Origin of the sequence: Bradyrhizobium sp. WU425 (assembly GCF_021052305.1) — a bacterium.
GTDB classification, from domain to species: Bacteria; Pseudomonadota; Alphaproteobacteria; order Rhizobiales; family Xanthobacteraceae; genus Bradyrhizobium; species Bradyrhizobium canariense_D.
Genome location: NZ_CP088089.1, coordinates 1,587,454 through 1,603,434 on the forward strand (window position 1 = coordinate 1,587,454; position 15,981 = coordinate 1,603,434).

General features: G+C 64.0%; 18 protein-coding genes. 11 read left to right on the top strand and 7 right to left on the bottom strand.

Annotated features, from left to right (window positions below):
* The first annotated feature begins 23 nt into the window (after positions 1-23).
* Positions 24-248, top strand: coding sequence for a hypothetical protein (locus BcanWU425_RS07645; protein WP_007614662.1), 225 nt, complete (start codon positions 24-26; stop codon positions 246-248).
* An 18-nt stretch (positions 249-266) separates the two neighbouring features.
* Here BcanWU425_RS07645 and BcanWU425_RS07650 read toward each other — a convergent pair whose 3' ends face one another.
* From BcanWU425_RS07650 to BcanWU425_RS07660, 3 genes are read right to left on the bottom strand one after another with little or no spacing between them, the layout of a single operon-like run.
* A complete protein-coding gene (locus BcanWU425_RS07650; protein WP_204512328.1) occupies positions 267-779 on the bottom strand; it encodes an SRPBCC family protein in 513 nt (170 codons plus the stop codon).
* Positions 776-1,246, bottom strand: a complete 471-nt coding sequence (locus tag BcanWU425_RS07655; protein WP_204512327.1) for an SRPBCC family protein — start codon at positions 1,244-1,246, stop codon at positions 776-778. The genes BcanWU425_RS07650 and BcanWU425_RS07655 overlap by 4 nt, the downstream gene beginning before the upstream one ends.
* Entirely contained in the window at positions 1,239-1,553 is a 315-nt protein-coding gene (locus tag BcanWU425_RS07660) for an ArsR/SmtB family transcription factor (protein WP_007614659.1), read from the bottom strand. The genes BcanWU425_RS07655 and BcanWU425_RS07660 overlap by 8 nt, the downstream gene beginning before the upstream one ends.
* 111 nt (positions 1,554-1,664) lie before the next feature.
* On the opposite strand from BcanWU425_RS07660, the gene BcanWU425_RS07665 reads away from it, so the two are divergent.
* Complete coding sequence (locus BcanWU425_RS07665; protein ID WP_085384410.1) at positions 1,665-2,285, top strand: LysE family translocator; 621 nt, start codon at positions 1,665-1,667, stop codon at positions 2,283-2,285.
* Between the two features lie 11 nt (positions 2,286-2,296).
* On the opposite strand, the gene BcanWU425_RS07670 is transcribed toward BcanWU425_RS07665, so the two are convergent.
* Positions 2,297-3,103: an N-formylglutamate amidohydrolase gene (locus BcanWU425_RS07670; RefSeq protein WP_204512326.1), complete on the bottom strand. Its 807-nt coding sequence runs from the start codon at positions 3,101-3,103 to the stop codon at positions 2,297-2,299.
* 91 nt (positions 3,104-3,194) lie between these two features.
* Between BcanWU425_RS07670 and BcanWU425_RS07675 the strand changes: the two genes are divergently transcribed.
* Both BcanWU425_RS07675 and BcanWU425_RS07680 read left to right on the top strand, forming a co-directional pair.
* Positions 3,195-4,106: a transglutaminase family protein gene (locus BcanWU425_RS07675; RefSeq protein ID WP_204512325.1), complete on the top strand. Its 912-nt coding sequence runs from the start codon at positions 3,195-3,197 to the stop codon at positions 4,104-4,106.
* 45 nt (positions 4,107-4,151) lie between these two features.
* Positions 4,152-4,550, top strand: coding sequence for a gamma-glutamylcyclotransferase family protein (locus BcanWU425_RS07680; protein WP_018453612.1), 399 nt, complete (start codon positions 4,152-4,154; stop codon positions 4,548-4,550).
* Here the strand turns inward: BcanWU425_RS07680 and BcanWU425_RS07685 are convergent.
* Positions 4,547-5,110, bottom strand: coding sequence for a chlorite dismutase family protein (locus BcanWU425_RS07685; protein ID WP_204512324.1), 564 nt, complete (start codon positions 5,108-5,110; stop codon positions 4,547-4,549). The genes BcanWU425_RS07680 and BcanWU425_RS07685 overlap by 4 nt on opposite strands.
* 161 nt (positions 5,111-5,271) lie before the next feature.
* On the opposite strand from BcanWU425_RS07685, the gene dnaG reads away from it, so the two are divergent.
* From dnaG to BcanWU425_RS07700, 3 genes are all read left to right on the top strand, one after another.
* Positions 5,272-7,284 (top strand): DNA primase, encoded by a 2,013-nt coding sequence (gene dnaG / locus BcanWU425_RS07690; protein ID WP_204512323.1) that lies wholly within the window; start codon positions 5,272-5,274, stop codon positions 7,282-7,284.
* 377 nt (positions 7,285-7,661) lie between these two features.
* Positions 7,662-9,812, top strand: a complete 2,151-nt coding sequence (gene rpoD / locus BcanWU425_RS07695) for an RNA polymerase sigma factor RpoD (RefSeq protein ID WP_204512322.1) — start codon at positions 7,662-7,664, stop codon at positions 9,810-9,812.
* Positions 9,813-10,023: 211 nt separating this feature from the next.
* Positions 10,024-10,404 (top strand): thiol-disulfide oxidoreductase DCC family protein, encoded by a 381-nt coding sequence (locus BcanWU425_RS07700; protein WP_377792036.1) that lies wholly within the window; start codon positions 10,024-10,026, stop codon positions 10,402-10,404.
* An 18-nt stretch (positions 10,405-10,422) separates the two neighbouring features.
* Here the strand turns inward: BcanWU425_RS07700 and BcanWU425_RS07705 are convergent, their stop codons facing one another.
* The gene (locus BcanWU425_RS07705; protein ID WP_007614643.1) at positions 10,423-10,659 is read right to left on the bottom strand and encodes a hypothetical protein; all 237 of its coding nucleotides are present in this window, start codon (positions 10,657-10,659) and stop codon (positions 10,423-10,425) included.
* A 503-nt stretch (positions 10,660-11,162) separates the two neighbouring features.
* Here BcanWU425_RS07705 and BcanWU425_RS07710 point away from each other — a divergent pair.
* On the top strand, positions 11,163-11,969 hold the full coding sequence (locus BcanWU425_RS07710) for a lytic murein transglycosylase (RefSeq protein ID WP_085360517.1): 807 nt from the start codon (positions 11,163-11,165) through the stop codon (positions 11,967-11,969).
* 195 nt (positions 11,970-12,164) lie between these two features.
* Here the strand turns inward: BcanWU425_RS07710 and BcanWU425_RS07715 are convergent, their stop codons facing one another.
* Positions 12,165-12,998, bottom strand: a complete 834-nt coding sequence (locus BcanWU425_RS07715) for an SDR family NAD(P)-dependent oxidoreductase (protein ID WP_204512321.1) — start codon at positions 12,996-12,998, stop codon at positions 12,165-12,167.
* A 130-nt stretch (positions 12,999-13,128) separates the two neighbouring features.
* Between BcanWU425_RS07715 and BcanWU425_RS07720 the strand changes: the two genes are divergently transcribed.
* The 3 genes from BcanWU425_RS07720 (at position 13,129) to BcanWU425_RS07730 (ending at position 15,948) form a co-directional block, all read left to right on the top strand.
* Positions 13,129-13,503: a response regulator gene (locus tag BcanWU425_RS07720; RefSeq protein WP_018453620.1), complete on the top strand. Its 375-nt coding sequence runs from the start codon at positions 13,129-13,131 to the stop codon at positions 13,501-13,503.
* A gap of 56 nt (positions 13,504-13,559) precedes the next feature.
* Positions 13,560-14,171, top strand: a complete 612-nt coding sequence (locus BcanWU425_RS07725) for a LysE family translocator (RefSeq protein WP_204512320.1) — start codon at positions 13,560-13,562, stop codon at positions 14,169-14,171.
* A 565-nt stretch (positions 14,172-14,736) separates the two neighbouring features.
* The gene (locus BcanWU425_RS07730; RefSeq protein WP_204512319.1) at positions 14,737-15,948 is read left to right on the top strand and encodes a GGDEF domain-containing protein; all 1,212 of its coding nucleotides are present in this window, start codon (positions 14,737-14,739) and stop codon (positions 15,946-15,948) included.
* Positions 15,949-15,981 lie beyond the last annotated feature (33 nt).

Sequence of the window (15,981 nt, forward strand, 5' to 3'; positions counted from 1 at the left end):
TGAAGGTTTCACCGCGATCGATCATGAGATCGAACGCCAACCGAAAGCACCCGATGCAAACTCAACCGATGCAAGCTCTCTCGCCACGGCACGTCAAGACAGAAGAAGCGCTCCGGCTCGGCGTCGAGTCGGGCTGGTACGCGATCAAGGTCAGTGGGACCTTTGTCTCGGGCCCGCACGACTCGGAAGCGGATTGCAGTCGCAAGATCGACGAAATCAATCCGCCTCCGGTGAAGAAGAAGCGATGACGACACGGAGTTCGCCCGCTACGGCGTCTTGATACCCATCGCCTTCAACGCTTCCAGCATCTGCGCCGGCGGCGCCATCTTGATCTGCGGCGCCTTGCCCGTTTCCAGCAGGCTCTTCAGCCCCGACAGGATTGCGGGCCAGCCGGTGCGGCCGCCGGAAAGGATGTCGTCGCTGAGCGGGCGGTCGTGGTGTTCGCTCATGGTGAGGCGGACGGCCTCGCCGGCTTGTTCAATCTCGTAAGTGACAAGCGTCGCGCCGAGCTTTGCGACGAGGTCGGGCCAGTTGACGTTCCACGTCACCGTCAGCTTGTTCGGCGGATCGTATTCGAACACATCGCCCGAAATGTGTTCCGAGCCATCAGGCGCGCGCACGACGAATTTGCCGCCGAGTCTTGGCTCCATCTCGACCGCAAAGCCGGAAAAATATTGGCGGCTGAACTCGGCGGAGGTCAGCGCCTCCCACACCTGGTCCGGCGTCGCGGCGATGTAAATCGTGTAGACGGTGAGCGGCTTGAACCGATCGAGGTTCATCTTGCATCGAATCCCTTGTTGAGGGCTGCGTGCGGAATGGCCAGCACCTTGCCGCTTTCCAGCAGGCTCTTGAGCCCGGACAGGATCGCCGGCCACCCGTTGGAAACGGCGCCGAAATATTTGCCGCCTTCGACGAAGCCGTCATGCAGCACCGTCAAACGCACGAGCGAGCCGAACGGTTCGATGGTAAAGACCACCCGCGAGATCGGCTCACCGCGCAGCTCCTCGTATTTTTGGTGCTTGAAGCTGTAAGACAGCCGCCGCGGCGGATCGGCTTCGAGGATCTCGCCGGAATCGGTGGTCTCGCCGTCCAGCAGCAGCGCGAAAGGGGAGCCGATTTTCCAGTCGGACCTGACCTCGGCGCCGAACCAGTATTGCTTGGTGAATTCGCTCGATGTCAGCGCCTCCCACAGCCTCGTTGGCGTTGTCTCGATGTAGGTGACATAGACGAATTGCGGCTTACTCATCACGCTTCTCCAACTGGCGTTTCAACTCGCCGAGTGCGGCGAGCTTGCCGCGCTCGAATTTCTTGATCCAGCGTTCGCCGATCTGATGGATCGGAACCGGATTGAGATAGTGCAGCTTCTCGCGGCCGTGCCTGATGGTCGTGACCAGATTGGCCTCTTCCAGAATGGCAAGGTGCTTGGTCACGGCCTGGCGCGTCATCGCGAGGCCTTCACAGAGTTCGTTCAGCGTCTGGCCGTTCCTGGCGTGAAGTCTGTCGAGCAGCGACCGTCGTGACGCATCGGCGAGCGCTTTGAAGACCTCATCCATGGCGGCGATAATAGGCAACCAAATGATTGCACGTCAAGCGCAAGGTCGTGACTTCCGTTCCCGCCCTCGCCATGCATTAATGCCGCAAACCGCTCCCAGCGAGTCCTCCCCATGATGTCTCTGCAAGCCTATCTCGCCTTCCTTGCCGCCTGCATCGCGCTCGCGCTGTTGCCGGGGCCGATCGTCACCCTCGTTATCGCCAACGGGCTGCGCCACGGCACGCGCGCGGCGCTGACCAATGTGGCCGGTGCGCAGGCCGGCCTCGCCATCGTCATCGGCATCGTCGCGGTCGGACTGACCTCGCTGATGGCGACCATGGGGTATTGGTTCGACTGGGTGCGCTTTGCCGGCGCCGCCTATCTGGTCTGGCTCGGCATCAAGCTGATCTGGGCGCCGGTCGAGGGCGTCAATGTGGATGAGCCGCCGGCGCCGCCGCGCGGCGGATTCTTCCTGCAAGGTTTCCTGGTGCTGCTGTCGAACCCGAAGGTGCTGGTGTTCTTCGGCGCCTTCATCCCGCAGTTCATGGACATGAACCGCGACCACTTCCCGCAGGTCGCGCTGCTGGGAGCCACCTTCATGGTCACTGCGGTGATGACGGACGCGCTCTACGCCATCGCCGCGGGGCGGGCCCGGAAGTTCTTCTCGGCTCGCCGCACCCGCATGATGTCGCGCATCTCCGGCGGCTTCATGATCGGCGGCGGCATCTGGCTGGCGCTGACCAGGGCGAAATAACCGCCGTCGGGCTAATCGACCAGCCTTTCCGCCCGCAGTTCAACCTCGATCTCTGCAAAAATCCGCGCCAGCCGCTCGGCCCATTGTTGCTGGCCAGACTGGTCGGCGATCAGATCCTGGCGGATCTCAATGCCGGTATTGACGAGGCCGCGAGCTTCGCCGTGCACGGGGATGGTGTAGTCGGTGAGGTCGTTCACCGCATAGGGCTCGTTGTCGCCCACGACGAGATCGCTCTCGCTGCGGAGATGCCAGAGCAGCAGCTGCGGCAGCACGGTGTCGCGATTGTAGAGCGCGCCGATGTGCCAGGGACGCGCGACGCCGGCGTAAACGGGCGTGAAGCTGTGCAGCGACACCAGCACCGTCGGCCGCTTGTCGTGCACGCGGCGGTCGATCGCGGCATGGATATGCCGGTGATAGGGCTCGAAAATCTCGCGGCGGCGCGCTTTGCGCTCCTGCTCCGAAATTCCCTCGTTGCGCGGGATCGCGGTTGCTTCGGAAATCAGGGGAATCGAGCTCACGGCGGCGGGCGGGCGGTTGCAGTCGATCACCAGCCGCGAATAGCGCTGGGCGATCAGATGTGCGCCCAGCATCTCTGCCAGCCGGTCGGCGACGCCCCCAATGCCGATGTCCCAGGCGATATGCCGCGTCAGCTCGTTCTCGGCGACGCCAAGATCGCCAAGCGCAGCCGGCAGGACCCTTCCGTAGTGGTCCGAGGTGAGCAAAAAAGGCGATGTCCCTTGCGCATTCACCTCGTGCACCGGGGGGACGTCACCCTCGCTGAGGAGTTGATTGGTCGCCCCGATTGTGTCTAAAGCCATCCTGATTGCCTAATGAAACAGCAGTCACCCCGAAGAATCGGGCGGGATTGCTATAGATTGGTCCGCCCGACATCACCATGATTGCCTGACGATGCCGTTGCTGACGATTCATCACAAGACCGAATATCGCTACACCCGCCCCGTGGCGTTCGGCGAACACAGGATCATGCTGCGGCCGCGCGACGGGCATGATCTGCGCGTGCTCGACTCCAGGCTCGAGATATCGCCCGAGCCGATGTCGCTGCACTGGATCCACGACGTGTTCGGCAATTCCGTCGCGATCGCGAATTTCGACGAGCGCGCGGACGCGCTGATCTTCGACTGGCACGTCACCGTCGAGCACAATCCGGTCGAGGAGTTCGCGCTGACGCCGGACGACTCGGCCTATTTCTATCCTTTCGCGTATGACGATGAGGAGTTTCCCGACCTCGTCCACTACATCACGCCGCAATATACCGATCCCGATGGCGAGATCGCGGAATGGGCGCGCGGCTTTCTCGACGAGGACGCGCCGACGCCGACCTTCAAGATCCTGAGCGGCATGACCCACGGTATCCGCGAGCGGTTCAAGTACCGCAAGCGCCACGAGCTGGGCACGCAGCATCCGCTCGACACCTTGCAGTCCGGTAGCGGAACCTGCCGCGACTACGCGCTGTTCATGATCGAGGCGCTGCGTCATCTCGGCATCGCCGCACGATTCGTCTCCGGCTACATCTTCCTGCCGGAGGACATCGAGCAGCGCCATGTCGGCGGCGGTTCGACGCATGCCTGGGTCCAGGTCTACCTGCCCAGCGCGGGCTGGATCGAGTTCGATCCGACCAACGGCATCGTCGGCACCCGCGACCTCATCCGCGTCGCGGTCGCCCGCGATCCGCGCCAGGCAATCCCGCTGCACGGCGTCTATATCGGCCCTGCCGGCGCGTTCGACGCCATGGACGTGACCATCAGGGTGGTGTCGGACGAGCAATGCAGCGGCGTGACACTCGAGGCGGAGGTTTTGTAGATCCGCTGCGATTTGCACGCTGCCGATTGATGGTTATAGAAGGCCATGACCTCCAATCGTCTCTTCGTCTACGGCACGCTGATGCGCGGCTTCGACCATCCGATGGCGCGGTTGCTTGCGGGCCACGCGGATTTTCTGGGTGAAGCGACCTGCCGCGGCCGGCTCGTTCTGGTGAAGCATTATCCGGGGCTGCTGCTCTCCGATGTGCCGTCCGACCGCGTCCACGGCGAACTCTTTCACCTGCGCGTGCCCGACGAACTCTTGCGCGAGCTCGACATGTACGAGGCCTGCGGCGAGGGCTTTCCGGAGCCGACCGAATATCTGCGCCAGCTGGTCGACGTGACAGGTGCAGACGGGGTGACGGCACCGGCCTGGACTTACATCTACAACTGGCCCGTCACCGATCTGCCGCGCATCGAATCCGGCCGCTTTCTTGGGCTCTAGCCCGACAGCACTTCCTTCACTGCGCGCACGTCGACCTCGCGCTCGACATAGCTCCACTCCTCGGTTCGCCTGAGCATTGCGACCAGCTCCTCGAACAGCGAGGCGTGCGCAGGCGCGAATTCGAACCAGGTCAGGAAGTCGAAGGGCCCGCCGAGGTCGCGGCAATGATAGAGCTGCCGCGCAATCGCAGGCAGGAAGCGCAGGCTATTCGCGATGTGATGCGACTTGTCCTCGAAGATCCTGCGGCGCTCTTCCTGGGTCAGATCCCACCAGGCCTGCGACTTGCGGATCGGGATCAGCGCCGCACTGGTTGCTTCCAGCCGGCCGAGGCCGGCCTGCACGGCAGTGAGTTGCTGCTTCTCCGGGCGCTCGGTGTAGCGCAAGCTGCTCGCGATACCGACCAGGCGCCAGGCATTGCGCGAGGGCACCAGCGGCAACGCGATGGCCTCGCTGTCGGTGACCGACAGCGTTGGCATGAAGGCGAGGGGCTCGCCCGTCACCGGCGAAATCGAGGTGATGCGCCAACCCCCGCTCTGGCCGCCTCGGAAGGTCCTGAACATGGCCCCCATGGAAGCGTGGAACCGGGGCGGGTTCAAGCTTTCCGTCGAATCTTCGACCTGTGAATAGCCGGGAGAAGCCCCAAGTGCATCGTATTTCCCGGGGGCATCCTTATATGCCTATTCGTTGGCAAAACGCCCGACTCACCCCAGAAATCAACCTGATGCGCTTCACGCCCCAATTCCTCGACGAGCTTCGGGCCCGGCTTTCGGTCTCCGAAGTCGTGGGCAAGCGCGTCAAACTGAAGAAGGCGGGGCGAGAGTGGAAGGGGCTGTCGCCGTTCCAGCAGGAAAAGACGCCGTCCTTCTACGTCAACGACCAGAAGGGCTTTTACCACGACTTCTCCTCCGGCAAGCACGGCGACATCATCAGCTTCATGATGGAGACCGACGGCCTGCCGTTCGCGGAGGCCGTGGAGCGGCTCGCCAATATGGCGGGCCTACCGCTGCCAGCGGTGACACCGGATGCGGCGCGTCAGGAGCAGCGGCGCCGCTCGCTGCATGACGTCATGGATCTCGCCGCCAAGTTCTTTGCCGAGACGCTGGCCTCTCGCGTCGGCGCCAAGGCGCGCGGCTATCTCGCCGACCGCGCGATCTCGCCGGCGACGCAATTGCAGTTTCGGCTGGGCTATGCGCCACCTGATCGCTTTGCGCTGAAAGAGCATCTCGGCAAGCTCGGCGTCTCCGTCGACGACATGGTCGAAACCGGCATGCTGGTGGCCGGCAACGACATCCCGGTGCCCTATGATCGCTTCCGCGATCGCGTGATGTTTCCGATCACGGATCTGCGCGGCCGCGTCATCGCCTTCGGCGGGCGCGCGCTGGAGAAGGACGTTCCGGCCAAGTACCTGAACTCGCCGGAGACGCCGCTCTTCCACAAGGGCGACAATCTGTACAACCACCAGACCGCGCGCAAAGCCACCCATGACGGCAGCCCCCTCATCGTGGTCGAAGGCTATGTCGACGTCATCGCCATGGTCACCGCGGGCTTTGCCGGCAGCGTGGCGCCGCTCGGCACCGCGCTCACTGAAAACCAGCTCGCGCTGCTCTGGAAAATGGCGGACGAGCCGATCCTCTGTTTCGACGGCGACCGCGCCGGCCAGAAAGCCGCTTATCGTGCCGCGGATCTCGCCTTACCCTTCCTCGCGCCCGGCAAGAGTCTGCGCTTCGCCCTGCTGCCGGAAGGGCAGGACCCCGACGATCTCGTGCGCTCCGGCGGTCGTGGCGCGATCGAGGAGGTGATCGCGGCGGCGCGTCCGCTCGCCGAGATGATCTGGTCGCGCGAGCTCGAAGGCGGCAATTTCGCCACGCCCGAGCGCCGCGCCGCGCTGGAGGCGCGCATCAAGGAGCTCTCCAACGGCATCCGCGACGAGGTGGTGCGGCGCTATTACCGGCAGGATCTTGCCGAGCGGCTTCAGCGCGCCTTTGCCCCCGAAGGCGCACGCGGCGGCTTCGGCGGCGGCCGTGGCAATTTCCGCCCCGGCTCGGCCGGCCGTCAGTTCCAGCCCCGCGGTGGGGGAGGCGCGAATCGATTCGGCGGTCAGGGATTTGGAGGCCGCCGCGGCCCACCCGGGCCCATCCAGCTGCCCTCCGGACCCTACCAGGCGGCGAGCGCGCAGCTGGCGGCAAGCCCGATCATGCGCGGCCAACGCAGCGCCATCTCCCGCCGGGAGGCCCTGATCCTGCAAATCCTGATCAACCACCCCTGGCTCCTCCACGATCATCTCGAGGAAGTCGCGGCCCTGGAGCTGGCCCATCCCGAGGTCCATAAGCTCCGGGCCGGCATCATCGCCGCCTTCGCCAACGACCATCACCATTCGCCGGACCCCGGCGAGCTCGCCGAGAAGATGCGCAGCGACCTCGAGAAGGGTGGATTTTCTCAGGCCCTTCAAAGGGTTGAGGGCGGCATCACGACCGCGGCGGTGTGGGGCGCCCGCGAGGGCGCCGCACGGGACGACGTTCTCTCCACCTGGCATCAGCTGGTCGCCTTGCATCGGCAGTACCATTCACTACTTAGAGAGCTGAAAGACGCCGAGCTGGCCTTGGGGGAAGATCCCAGCGAGGCCAACATGGCGTGGCTGCGCGACGTCAAGGCTCGGATAGGCGAAGTCGACGGCACCGAGGCCCTGATCGAGGGTTTTGGCGAGCTGTCGGGCCGGTTCCAGAAGAGCGTGTGATGAAAGAATCATGCGGACGGCCGGGACCGGAACCGCTAAAAGACTCGCCAAATCCGAGGTTTGGCGGCAAAAACAGGGTTAATCGAGGCTTAACGGTCTTGTAGCACTTTGGCCACCAGGCGGCCGCAGGCAGAACAGACGCGTCAGGAATGAATCCGCGCAATTGCTGTTGGCACTACACCTGCATCCGCTGCGACAAAGAGGCTCTACGAAGCGTTAGGCAAATCCGGCGAGTGAAAGGTCGGGGGTGGCGACAAGAGGTCCGCGCCGCCCTTTCCGTGTCGAGATCTGACGAAGCGAGAGCATCGAGCAACAGGTTCAAGTGATTTCACGCGGGCGCGGCGAACGTCTGTGTGAAACGCGTTTAGGAGCAATGGATGGCCACCAAGGCAAAGACGCTGCAGGCGAAGGACAAGGAAAAAGACGACAAGGCAGCGGACGCGCCGGAGAAGGACTCCCAGGACGCGCCCTCGCCGTTGCTCGATCTGTCCGACGCGGCCGTGAAGAAGATGATCAAGCAGGCCAAGAAGCGCGGCTTCGTGACCTTCGATCAGCTCAACGAAGTTTTGCCGTCCGACCAGACCTCTCCCGAGCAGATCGAGGACATCATGTCCATGCTCTCGGACATGGGCATCAACGTCACCGAAGCCGACGATAGCGAAGGCGAGGAGGACAAGGACGAGAGCGGCGAGGACGAGACCGACAACGAACTGGTCGAAGTCACCCAGAAGGCCGTCACCGAGGTCAAGAAGAGCGAGCCGGGCGAGCGCACCGACGATCCCGTGCGCATGTATCTGCGCGAGATGGGCACCGTCGAGCTGCTGTCGCGCGAAGGCGAAATCGCGATTGCGAAGCGCATCGAGGCCGGCCGCGAGGCGATGATCGCAGGTCTGTGCGAAAGCCCGCTGACCTTCCAGGCCATCATCATCTGGCGCGACGAGCTCAACGAAGGAAAAATCTTCCTTCGTGACATCATCGATCTCGAAGCCACCTATGCCGGGCCCGATGCCAAGGCCGGCATGAACAATGCGATGATCGCCGGTCCGAACGGCGAGACCGGTGAAGCGACGGCCGAAGGCGGCCAGGCCACCGGCGCCGCGCCCGCGCATGTCGCGCCGCCGGCCGCACCGCCGGCGCCGACCCCGTTCCGCGCCGCGCCTGCGCCCGGAAATGTCGGCGACGCCGCGAAGGATCCGGCGGAATCCGCCGCCGAAGCCGACATGGACGAGGACGACGAGTTCGAGAACCAGATGTCGCTTGCGGCGATCGAGGCCGAGCTCAAGCCGAAGGTCGTCGAGATCTTCGACAAGATCGCCGACAGCTACAAGAAGCTGCGCAAGCTGCAAGAGCAGGACATCCAGAACCAGCTCGAGAGCACCTCGCACGGCCCCTCGCTCTCGCCGCACCAGGAGCGCAAATACCGCAAGCTCAAGGACGAGATCATCGTCGAGGTGAAGTCGCTGCGCCTGAACCAGGCGCGTATCGACTCACTGGTCGAGCAGCTCTACGACATCAACAAGCGCCTCGTCTCCCATGAGGGCCGCCTGATGCGCCTTGCCGACAGCCACGGCGTCGCGCGCGAGGACTTCCTGCGCAACTACACCGGCTCGGAGCTCGATCCGCGCTGGCTCAACCGTGTCTCGAAGCTGTCGGCCAAGGGCTGGAAGAACTTCGTCCATCACGAGAAGGACCGCATCAAGGACCTCCGCCACGAGGTGCATCAGCTCGCGGCGCTGACCGGCTTGGAGATCATCGAGTTCCGCAAGATCGTGCACTCGGTGCAGAAGGGCGAGCGCGAAGCCCGCCAGGCCAAGAAGGAGATGGTGGAAGCCAACCTCCGTCTCGTGATCTCGATCGCCAAGAAATACACCAACCGCGGCCTGCAGTTCCTCGACCTGATCCAGGAAGGCAACATCGGTCTGATGAAGGCGGTCGACAAGTTCGAGTATCGCCGCGGCTACAAGTTCTCGACCTACGCCACGTGGTGGATCCGGCAGGCGATCACCCGCTCGATCGCCGACCAGGCGCGCACCATCCGCATCCCCGTGCACATGATCGAGACGATCAACAAGATCGTGCGCACCTCGCGGCAGATGCTCAACGAGATCGGCCGCGAGCCCACTCCTGAGGAATTGGCCGAAAAGCTCGGCATGCCGCTGGAGAAAGTGCGAAAAGTCCTCAAGATCGCCAAGGAGCCGTTGTCGCTGGAGACGCCCGTCGGTGACGAAGAGGATTCACACCTCGGCGATTTCATCGAGGACAAGAACGCGATCCTGCCGATCGACGCCGCGATCCAGTCCAACCTGCGCGAAACCACCACGCGCGTGCTGGCCTCGCTCACCCCGCGCGAAGAGCGCGTGCTGCGCATGCGCTTCGGCATCGGCATGAACACCGACCATACGCTGGAAGAAGTCGGCCAGCAGTTCTCGGTGACGAGAGAGCGTATTCGTCAGATCGAAGCGAAGGCGCTGCGGAAGTTGAAGCACCCGTCAAGGTCGCGGAAGCTGCGGTCGTTCCTGGATAACTAGTTCAAACGCCGCCACTTGGTGGTCTGTTGAAACAAGAACGGCGGGCGAAAGCCTGCCGTTTTCGTTCACGCCTACTTCGACAGCGTTCAGCCCAATAGAGGCTCATGCTTTGCCAATCGAATATACACCCGACCAGAGAGGCGCATCGATTCTGGAATTCCGGGTGGATGGCTCCAACCTCGACGTCGCAAGGATCGACATCTATGCTTCGATGATGCCGGCTCACCTCACCGTCTGGTACAACACCCGTTGCCCTGTCTGCGATGCCGGCATCGACTGGCAGCGTAACAAGCTGTTGGCGCTGGTGCGCGCGGGCACGATCGAATTCAGGGATATCAACGAGCAGCCCGATGCGCTGGGGCACTTTGGCGCCACGCTCGACGACATCAGACGTCGCTTGCATGCGACCGACGAGACCGGCCAACTCATCGTCGGTGCGGATGTCGCGATTGCGCTGTGGACGCTGACCCCGGGGGAGGGATGGCTTGCGGGGTTGTTCGGCAATCGCGTGGCGCTGCCGTTCACCCGGTTCTTCTATGATCGGTTTGCCGATCTGCTGTTTGCCTGGAACAGGCGGAGCGGGCGCTGGTGAGCGCCTGCCTGGGTCGACCTATTTCTTCTTCGCGCCGACCCGCTCGAGGTTCTTGATCTCAAGCGCCGGGCGGCCAGATTTTTCGGCGATCTCGCGGTCCTGCTCCATGATATAGGCGCGGGCCGGCTCGTCGCCGTCGAGGCCGCCGAGCAATTCGGCGGGCACGCGCCGGTTGGAGCGTTGTGAGCCGTCTTCATAGAAGACGTTGAAAAAGGCGAATTCGCCCTTGGGATTGGTTCCGGGTTTTTTGGCCATGGCCGGCTTTTCGTCGATCAGGGGGCCATAGTCAAATGACTTTGGCAGGTTTCCGGTGGCTGGGCGCGGACCCTGCAGCGGCAGAACCAGCTGCGCGATCGATCGACGAACCCATTTACGAGGCGCCTCGATGTCGGGCGGAAGAGTCCAACGCTTCGTAAAACCCGATGCGCTCCTTAGGAGATCCTTGCCTCACCCTTGCCTCAACAAACGGCGGGCCGCGAAGCCCGCCGTTTATTTTGGTCTTCAGCGTCGCCCGGGGCTGGCGGGGCGACAACCTAGAATAGAATGTTATAACCGGCGCCATGCCATGGCAAGGCAAATCGCTGGCGCTGCGATGCCGCAGCGAGCGCATGAGATATGCAGTGGTCGCGACATCGGACTTCATTCGTCGAGCCAGGATGCGATTGGTTCTGGTGAGGATTTGCCGCTTTGACGCGAATCTGGTTCCCGGGCATGATCGCGCGCCGCTCTCCCGCCCATTCCCTGTAGGATTCATCCGAATGTCGAAATACGCCTTGGCCATCGCCTTCATCGCCTGTCTGGCCGGCGGATCGGCGCAAGCCGCGCGCTGCGGCGGCGACTTCAACAGCTTTGTCGCCAGCATGGCCTCGGAAGCGCAGGCCGCCGGCGTCTCGGCGAGCGTGACCAGCGCGGCGCTCAGCGGCGTGCAGCAGGACGGCGCGGTGCTCGCCTTCGACCGGCGCCAGCGCTACACCTTCAACAAGAGCTTCGAGCAGTATGTCTCGACCCGCGTCGGCCCCGGCCGCATCAATGGCGGCAAGGCGCTGTTGCAGCGCCATGCCGCGCTGCTCTCACGCATCGAGCAGCAGTTCGGCGTGCCCCGCTATATCCTGGTTGCGATCTGGGGGCTGGAGAGCGATTTCGGCAAGGGCGACATCGGCAAGCTGCCGGTGGTCCGCACGCTGGCGACGCTCGCGCATGACTGCCGCCGCACCGAGCTATTCCAGGGCGAGCTGCTCGCGGCGCTGAAGATCGTGCAGCGCGGTGACCTGCCGCTGCGCGACCTGATCGGCGCCTATGCCGGCGAGATCGGCCAGACCCAGTTCCTGCCGTCCTCCTACATCAAGTACGGCGTCGATTTCGACGGCGACGGCCACGTCGATCTCCGCCACAGCGTCCCCGACGTGCTCGCCTCGACCGCGAACCTGCTCCACACCAGCGGCTTCAAGATGGGCCAGCCCTACGGCGAAGGCACCGCCAATTTCGAGGCCATGCGCGAATGGAACAGGGCGGTGATCTATCGCAAGACGATCGGGTATTTTGCCGATCGGCTGGCGGGGCAGTGAGGGGAGCCAAAGAGACGGAGCACTCGCGCACATACTTGGTGTCATCGCCCGCGAAGGCGGGCGATCCAGTATTCCAGAGACCGCGCGAGAATACGGAGAGGCTGCGGCGTACTGGATTCCCCGCCTTCGCGGGGAATGACAACGGAGAGGTCCGTGAACGCTCGCCAGGACGACGGTTTAATTCGACGGCGCCCCTCACTCCGTCCCCTTCGCCATCCTCTCCAGCTTGCGCTGCAACGGCGCCCAGTACGTTGCCGGGCGGAAGCGCTGCAGGAGATCCATGAAGCGGGCGTCGTTGCCGATCAGGATGCGCGGCTCGTTTCTCTCGATGCCCTTGATGATGCGCAGCGCGGCGTCCCGGGGCGTGGTCCTTGCCGCGTTCTCGAACCGCTCGATCGATTGCGACCGGCGTGCGTTGTCGGTGACGCCGACCCCGGTGCGCGAGTTGCGGGCGATGGCGGTGGCGACGCCGCCAGGATGCACGACCGACAGCCTGACAGGGCTGCCCGCCATGGCCAGCTCGTGCCGCACGCTCTCGGAAAAGCCGCGCACCGCGAATTTCGCCGCGGCATAGGCCGACTGTCCCGGCGGGGCGATGATGCCGAAGATCGAGGACAAATTGACGATGTGCGCCTCTGGCCTCGTCCTCAGATGCGGCAGGAAGGCGCGCGTGCCGTGCACCACGCCCCAGAAATTGATGTCGAACAGCCAGTCCATCTGCGCCTGGTCGATCTCCTCGAACGATCCCATCAGTGCAACGCCGGCATTGTTGACGACGATGCCAAGTGCGGGATGCGCGGTGGCCGCCTCACGCGCGAATTGCGCGATGTCGTCGGGCTCGCTGACATCGACGCGATGCAGGCTGAGCTTGCTTGCGGCGCCGATCTCGGCCGCGAGCGTCTTCAGCCCGGGCTCGTCGCGATCGGCGAGCGCGAGATCGCAGCCGCGCCGTGCAAGCTCGATCGCCAGTGCGCGGCCGATGCCGCTTGCCGCTCCGGTGATAGCGGCGGCGCCGCGGATTGCAGTCATGATGATCCACCCGTCGAGCCACTTGAGCGGAACTATGATTTACATTTTTTCATATTGGAACCGAACCGCATGGCGGTTCCCTCCTTAACCTACGTTACTTGATGAAGACAGGCAGCATTGGGAGCCGCCGATGGGACAAGCAAAGCCGTTTCGAGCCACCGCACTGATCGTGGAAGACGACCTCATGCAGAGGGAGATGCTCAGTCTTCTTCTCGAAGAAAGCGGCTACGACGTCATTCAATGCGAGAGCGCCGAGGCGGCCGAGCTTGTGCTGGAGAAGAGCGCCGGCGCGCTCTGCCTGATGATGACCGACGTTCAGCTTGCCGGCCGCATGAACGGCGTCGAGCTCGCGCATGTCGCCAAGGACCGCAACCCGAAGCTCGACGTCGTCGTCACCTCCGGCCGGCCCTTGATGCAGGCCTTGCCGAACGGCGCGAAGTTCTGGGCCAAGCCATGGGCGCCGCTCGACGTGCTCCGCGAGGCCGAGATCGCGCAGCTGTCCTGAGGGTCGATCCGGCAGGCCGGCTTTCGTGGTCCGCGGCGCGGTGATAAGGTCGGTCCATGACCTTGTCCTTCCTGCTCACCTCGCTGATCGTCGTCGCCTCGCCCGGCACCGGCGTGCTCTACACGCTGGCGGCCGCGCTGACCCGCGGCTCGCGCGCGAGCATCGCCGCTGCCTTCGGCTGCACCCTCGGAATCGTGCCGCACATGACGGGCGCGATGCTGGGGCTCGCCGCCGTGCTCCACACCAGCGCGCTCGCCTTCGCCGCGCTGAAATGGTGCGGTGTCGCCTATCTGCTCTACATGTCCTGGCAGGCGCTGCGCGAGACCGGGGCGCTGGCAGTCGACGGCGAGATCCGCGAGCGTTCGGTCGGTCGGGTGATCGTGACCGGCTTCCTGATCAACATCCTCAATCCGAAACTGTCGATCTTCTTCCTGGCTTTCCTGCCGCAGTTCATCGCCGCGGACGAAGCCCATGTGCTGGCGCGAATGCTGGAATTGAGCGGCGCCTTCATGGCAATGACGTTTGCGGTGTTCGTGGTCTACGGCCTCTGTGCGGCATCGGTGCGCGAGCGCGTCATCTCCCGCCCGCCTGTCATGGCCTGGCTGCGCCGGAGTTTTGCCGCCGGCTTCGCCGCGCTCGGCGCCAAGCTGGCGTTCGCGGAGCGATAGCTTCTCCAGCCAATAAAAAAGCGGGCCTTGCGCCCGCCATCTTCCAACTCAGAACTCCCACCCGACGCCCGGGCGGAGCGTGCTCCACCCGGGCAAAGAATAAGAAGCCTCGCTACTTCTTCTTCGCTGCCTTCTTGGCCTTCTTCTTCGTCGCCTTCTTCGCCTTCTTCGCTTTCTTAGCCATAGGATCCTCTTCAGGGTTAATGGTGAAACGCGACACGAGGGATGCTCGGCGGAGGGCCAGCCTCGCAACATCCTCGATGACAAGCTCAGCAGATTCGCGCGCTTCTGCCCCGCGCTGTCACATCCGTGTCATCGCGTTATCCACAGCTCAGATGCATTTTCGGGTGATTTTGGCTCACGAATCCGCGTCGCCGGCATGCCTAACGATCCGACAATGCGCCAGCCGTTCATGAATCCAAAACCAAAGTCATGCTTTCGCGGATCGCAGTGAGACTCCGTTAAGCGCGGCGGCGGCATTGTCCCCCCAAGAAAACGGGGACGGGATCATGGACGGTCAGCTGGCAGGGACGGAGGGCGCGACGCTGCGCGCGCCGCGTGCGCCATGCTGAACGTGCCGACACTCTGGACCGTGTTCGTCGTCAACTTCCTGGCGCTCGGCCTGATCTGGGCCTACGTGATGCGCACCTATCCGAAATTCGCGGCCGCGCGGTTCTGGATGGCATCGTCCTTTATCGGCGCGACCGGCGCGATGACGGCCCTGCTGCGCCTGTTCGTCGCGTCTCCGTTGCCGCTCCTGCTTGGCGCCGCCGGCGTCATCGCGGCGAGCTGCCTTGCCGCCATGGGCATTCAACGCTTCTATCACCGGCCCGTCTCATGGCGCGTCATGATCGCAACAGCAGGCTTAAGCCTCGCCGGCGTCGTGTTCTTCGTGGTCGGCTTCGACAACATGCAGCTGCGCATGCTCTGCTACACGTTCGGTCAGGCCGTGCCGCTGGTGCTGGCGCTGCGTCTGTTGCTGTCGCCGCCGGAAGGCCGCGTCAGTCCGGGCGCCCGGCTGTCCGGCATCGTCATCCTCGCCATTATCGCGATCCTCGTCGTCCGCACGGTGGGCAATCTGCTCGGCGGCGATTTCTCGGCAAGCGCCGGCGGCCAGGCTCATGGCGTCATGGTGCTGGGTCTCCTGTTCCTGTCCATGACGCTCAATTTCGGCTTCCTGCTGATGGCGATGGACAGCTTGCGCAACGAGGTCGCCGACCTCGCGCTACTCGACGATCTCACCGGCGTCGCCAACCGGCGGCATCTGTTGCAGCGGCTGAGCGAAGAATGCGCCCGCTCGGAGCGCAGCAGCGAGCCGTTCTCGCTGCTGGTCATCGATCTCGACGGCTTCAAGACCATCAACGACACCCATGGCCATGCCGCGGGCGATGCCTGCCTCCAGCACTTCACCCTGATGGCGCAGACGCGCTTGAGGCCCGGCGACATGCTCGCCCGCACCGGCGGCGACGAATTCTGCGTCGTGCTGCCCTCGTCGACCTTGCGCGAGGCGGCTGCGATCGCCCGCCGCGTGCTCGAGGTCTGCCGCCAGGATGCCGTCACCTGCACCGGCGTCGACATTCCGATCGCGATCTCGATCGGGGTAGCGCAGTGGGACCGCGGCGTCGGCCATTTTCCGGACCGCCTGATCGCGCATGCCGACCACGCGCTCTATGCGGCCAAGAAGAACGGCAAGAACGACTTTGCCGTCCACGATCCGGCGCCGCCGCTCATGCCTGACCCGATCGGTCCAGGCGAGGCCTTGCGCAAATTCGCGTAAGGGCGTGCTAACGTCAGGTCCGCATTGGACCCA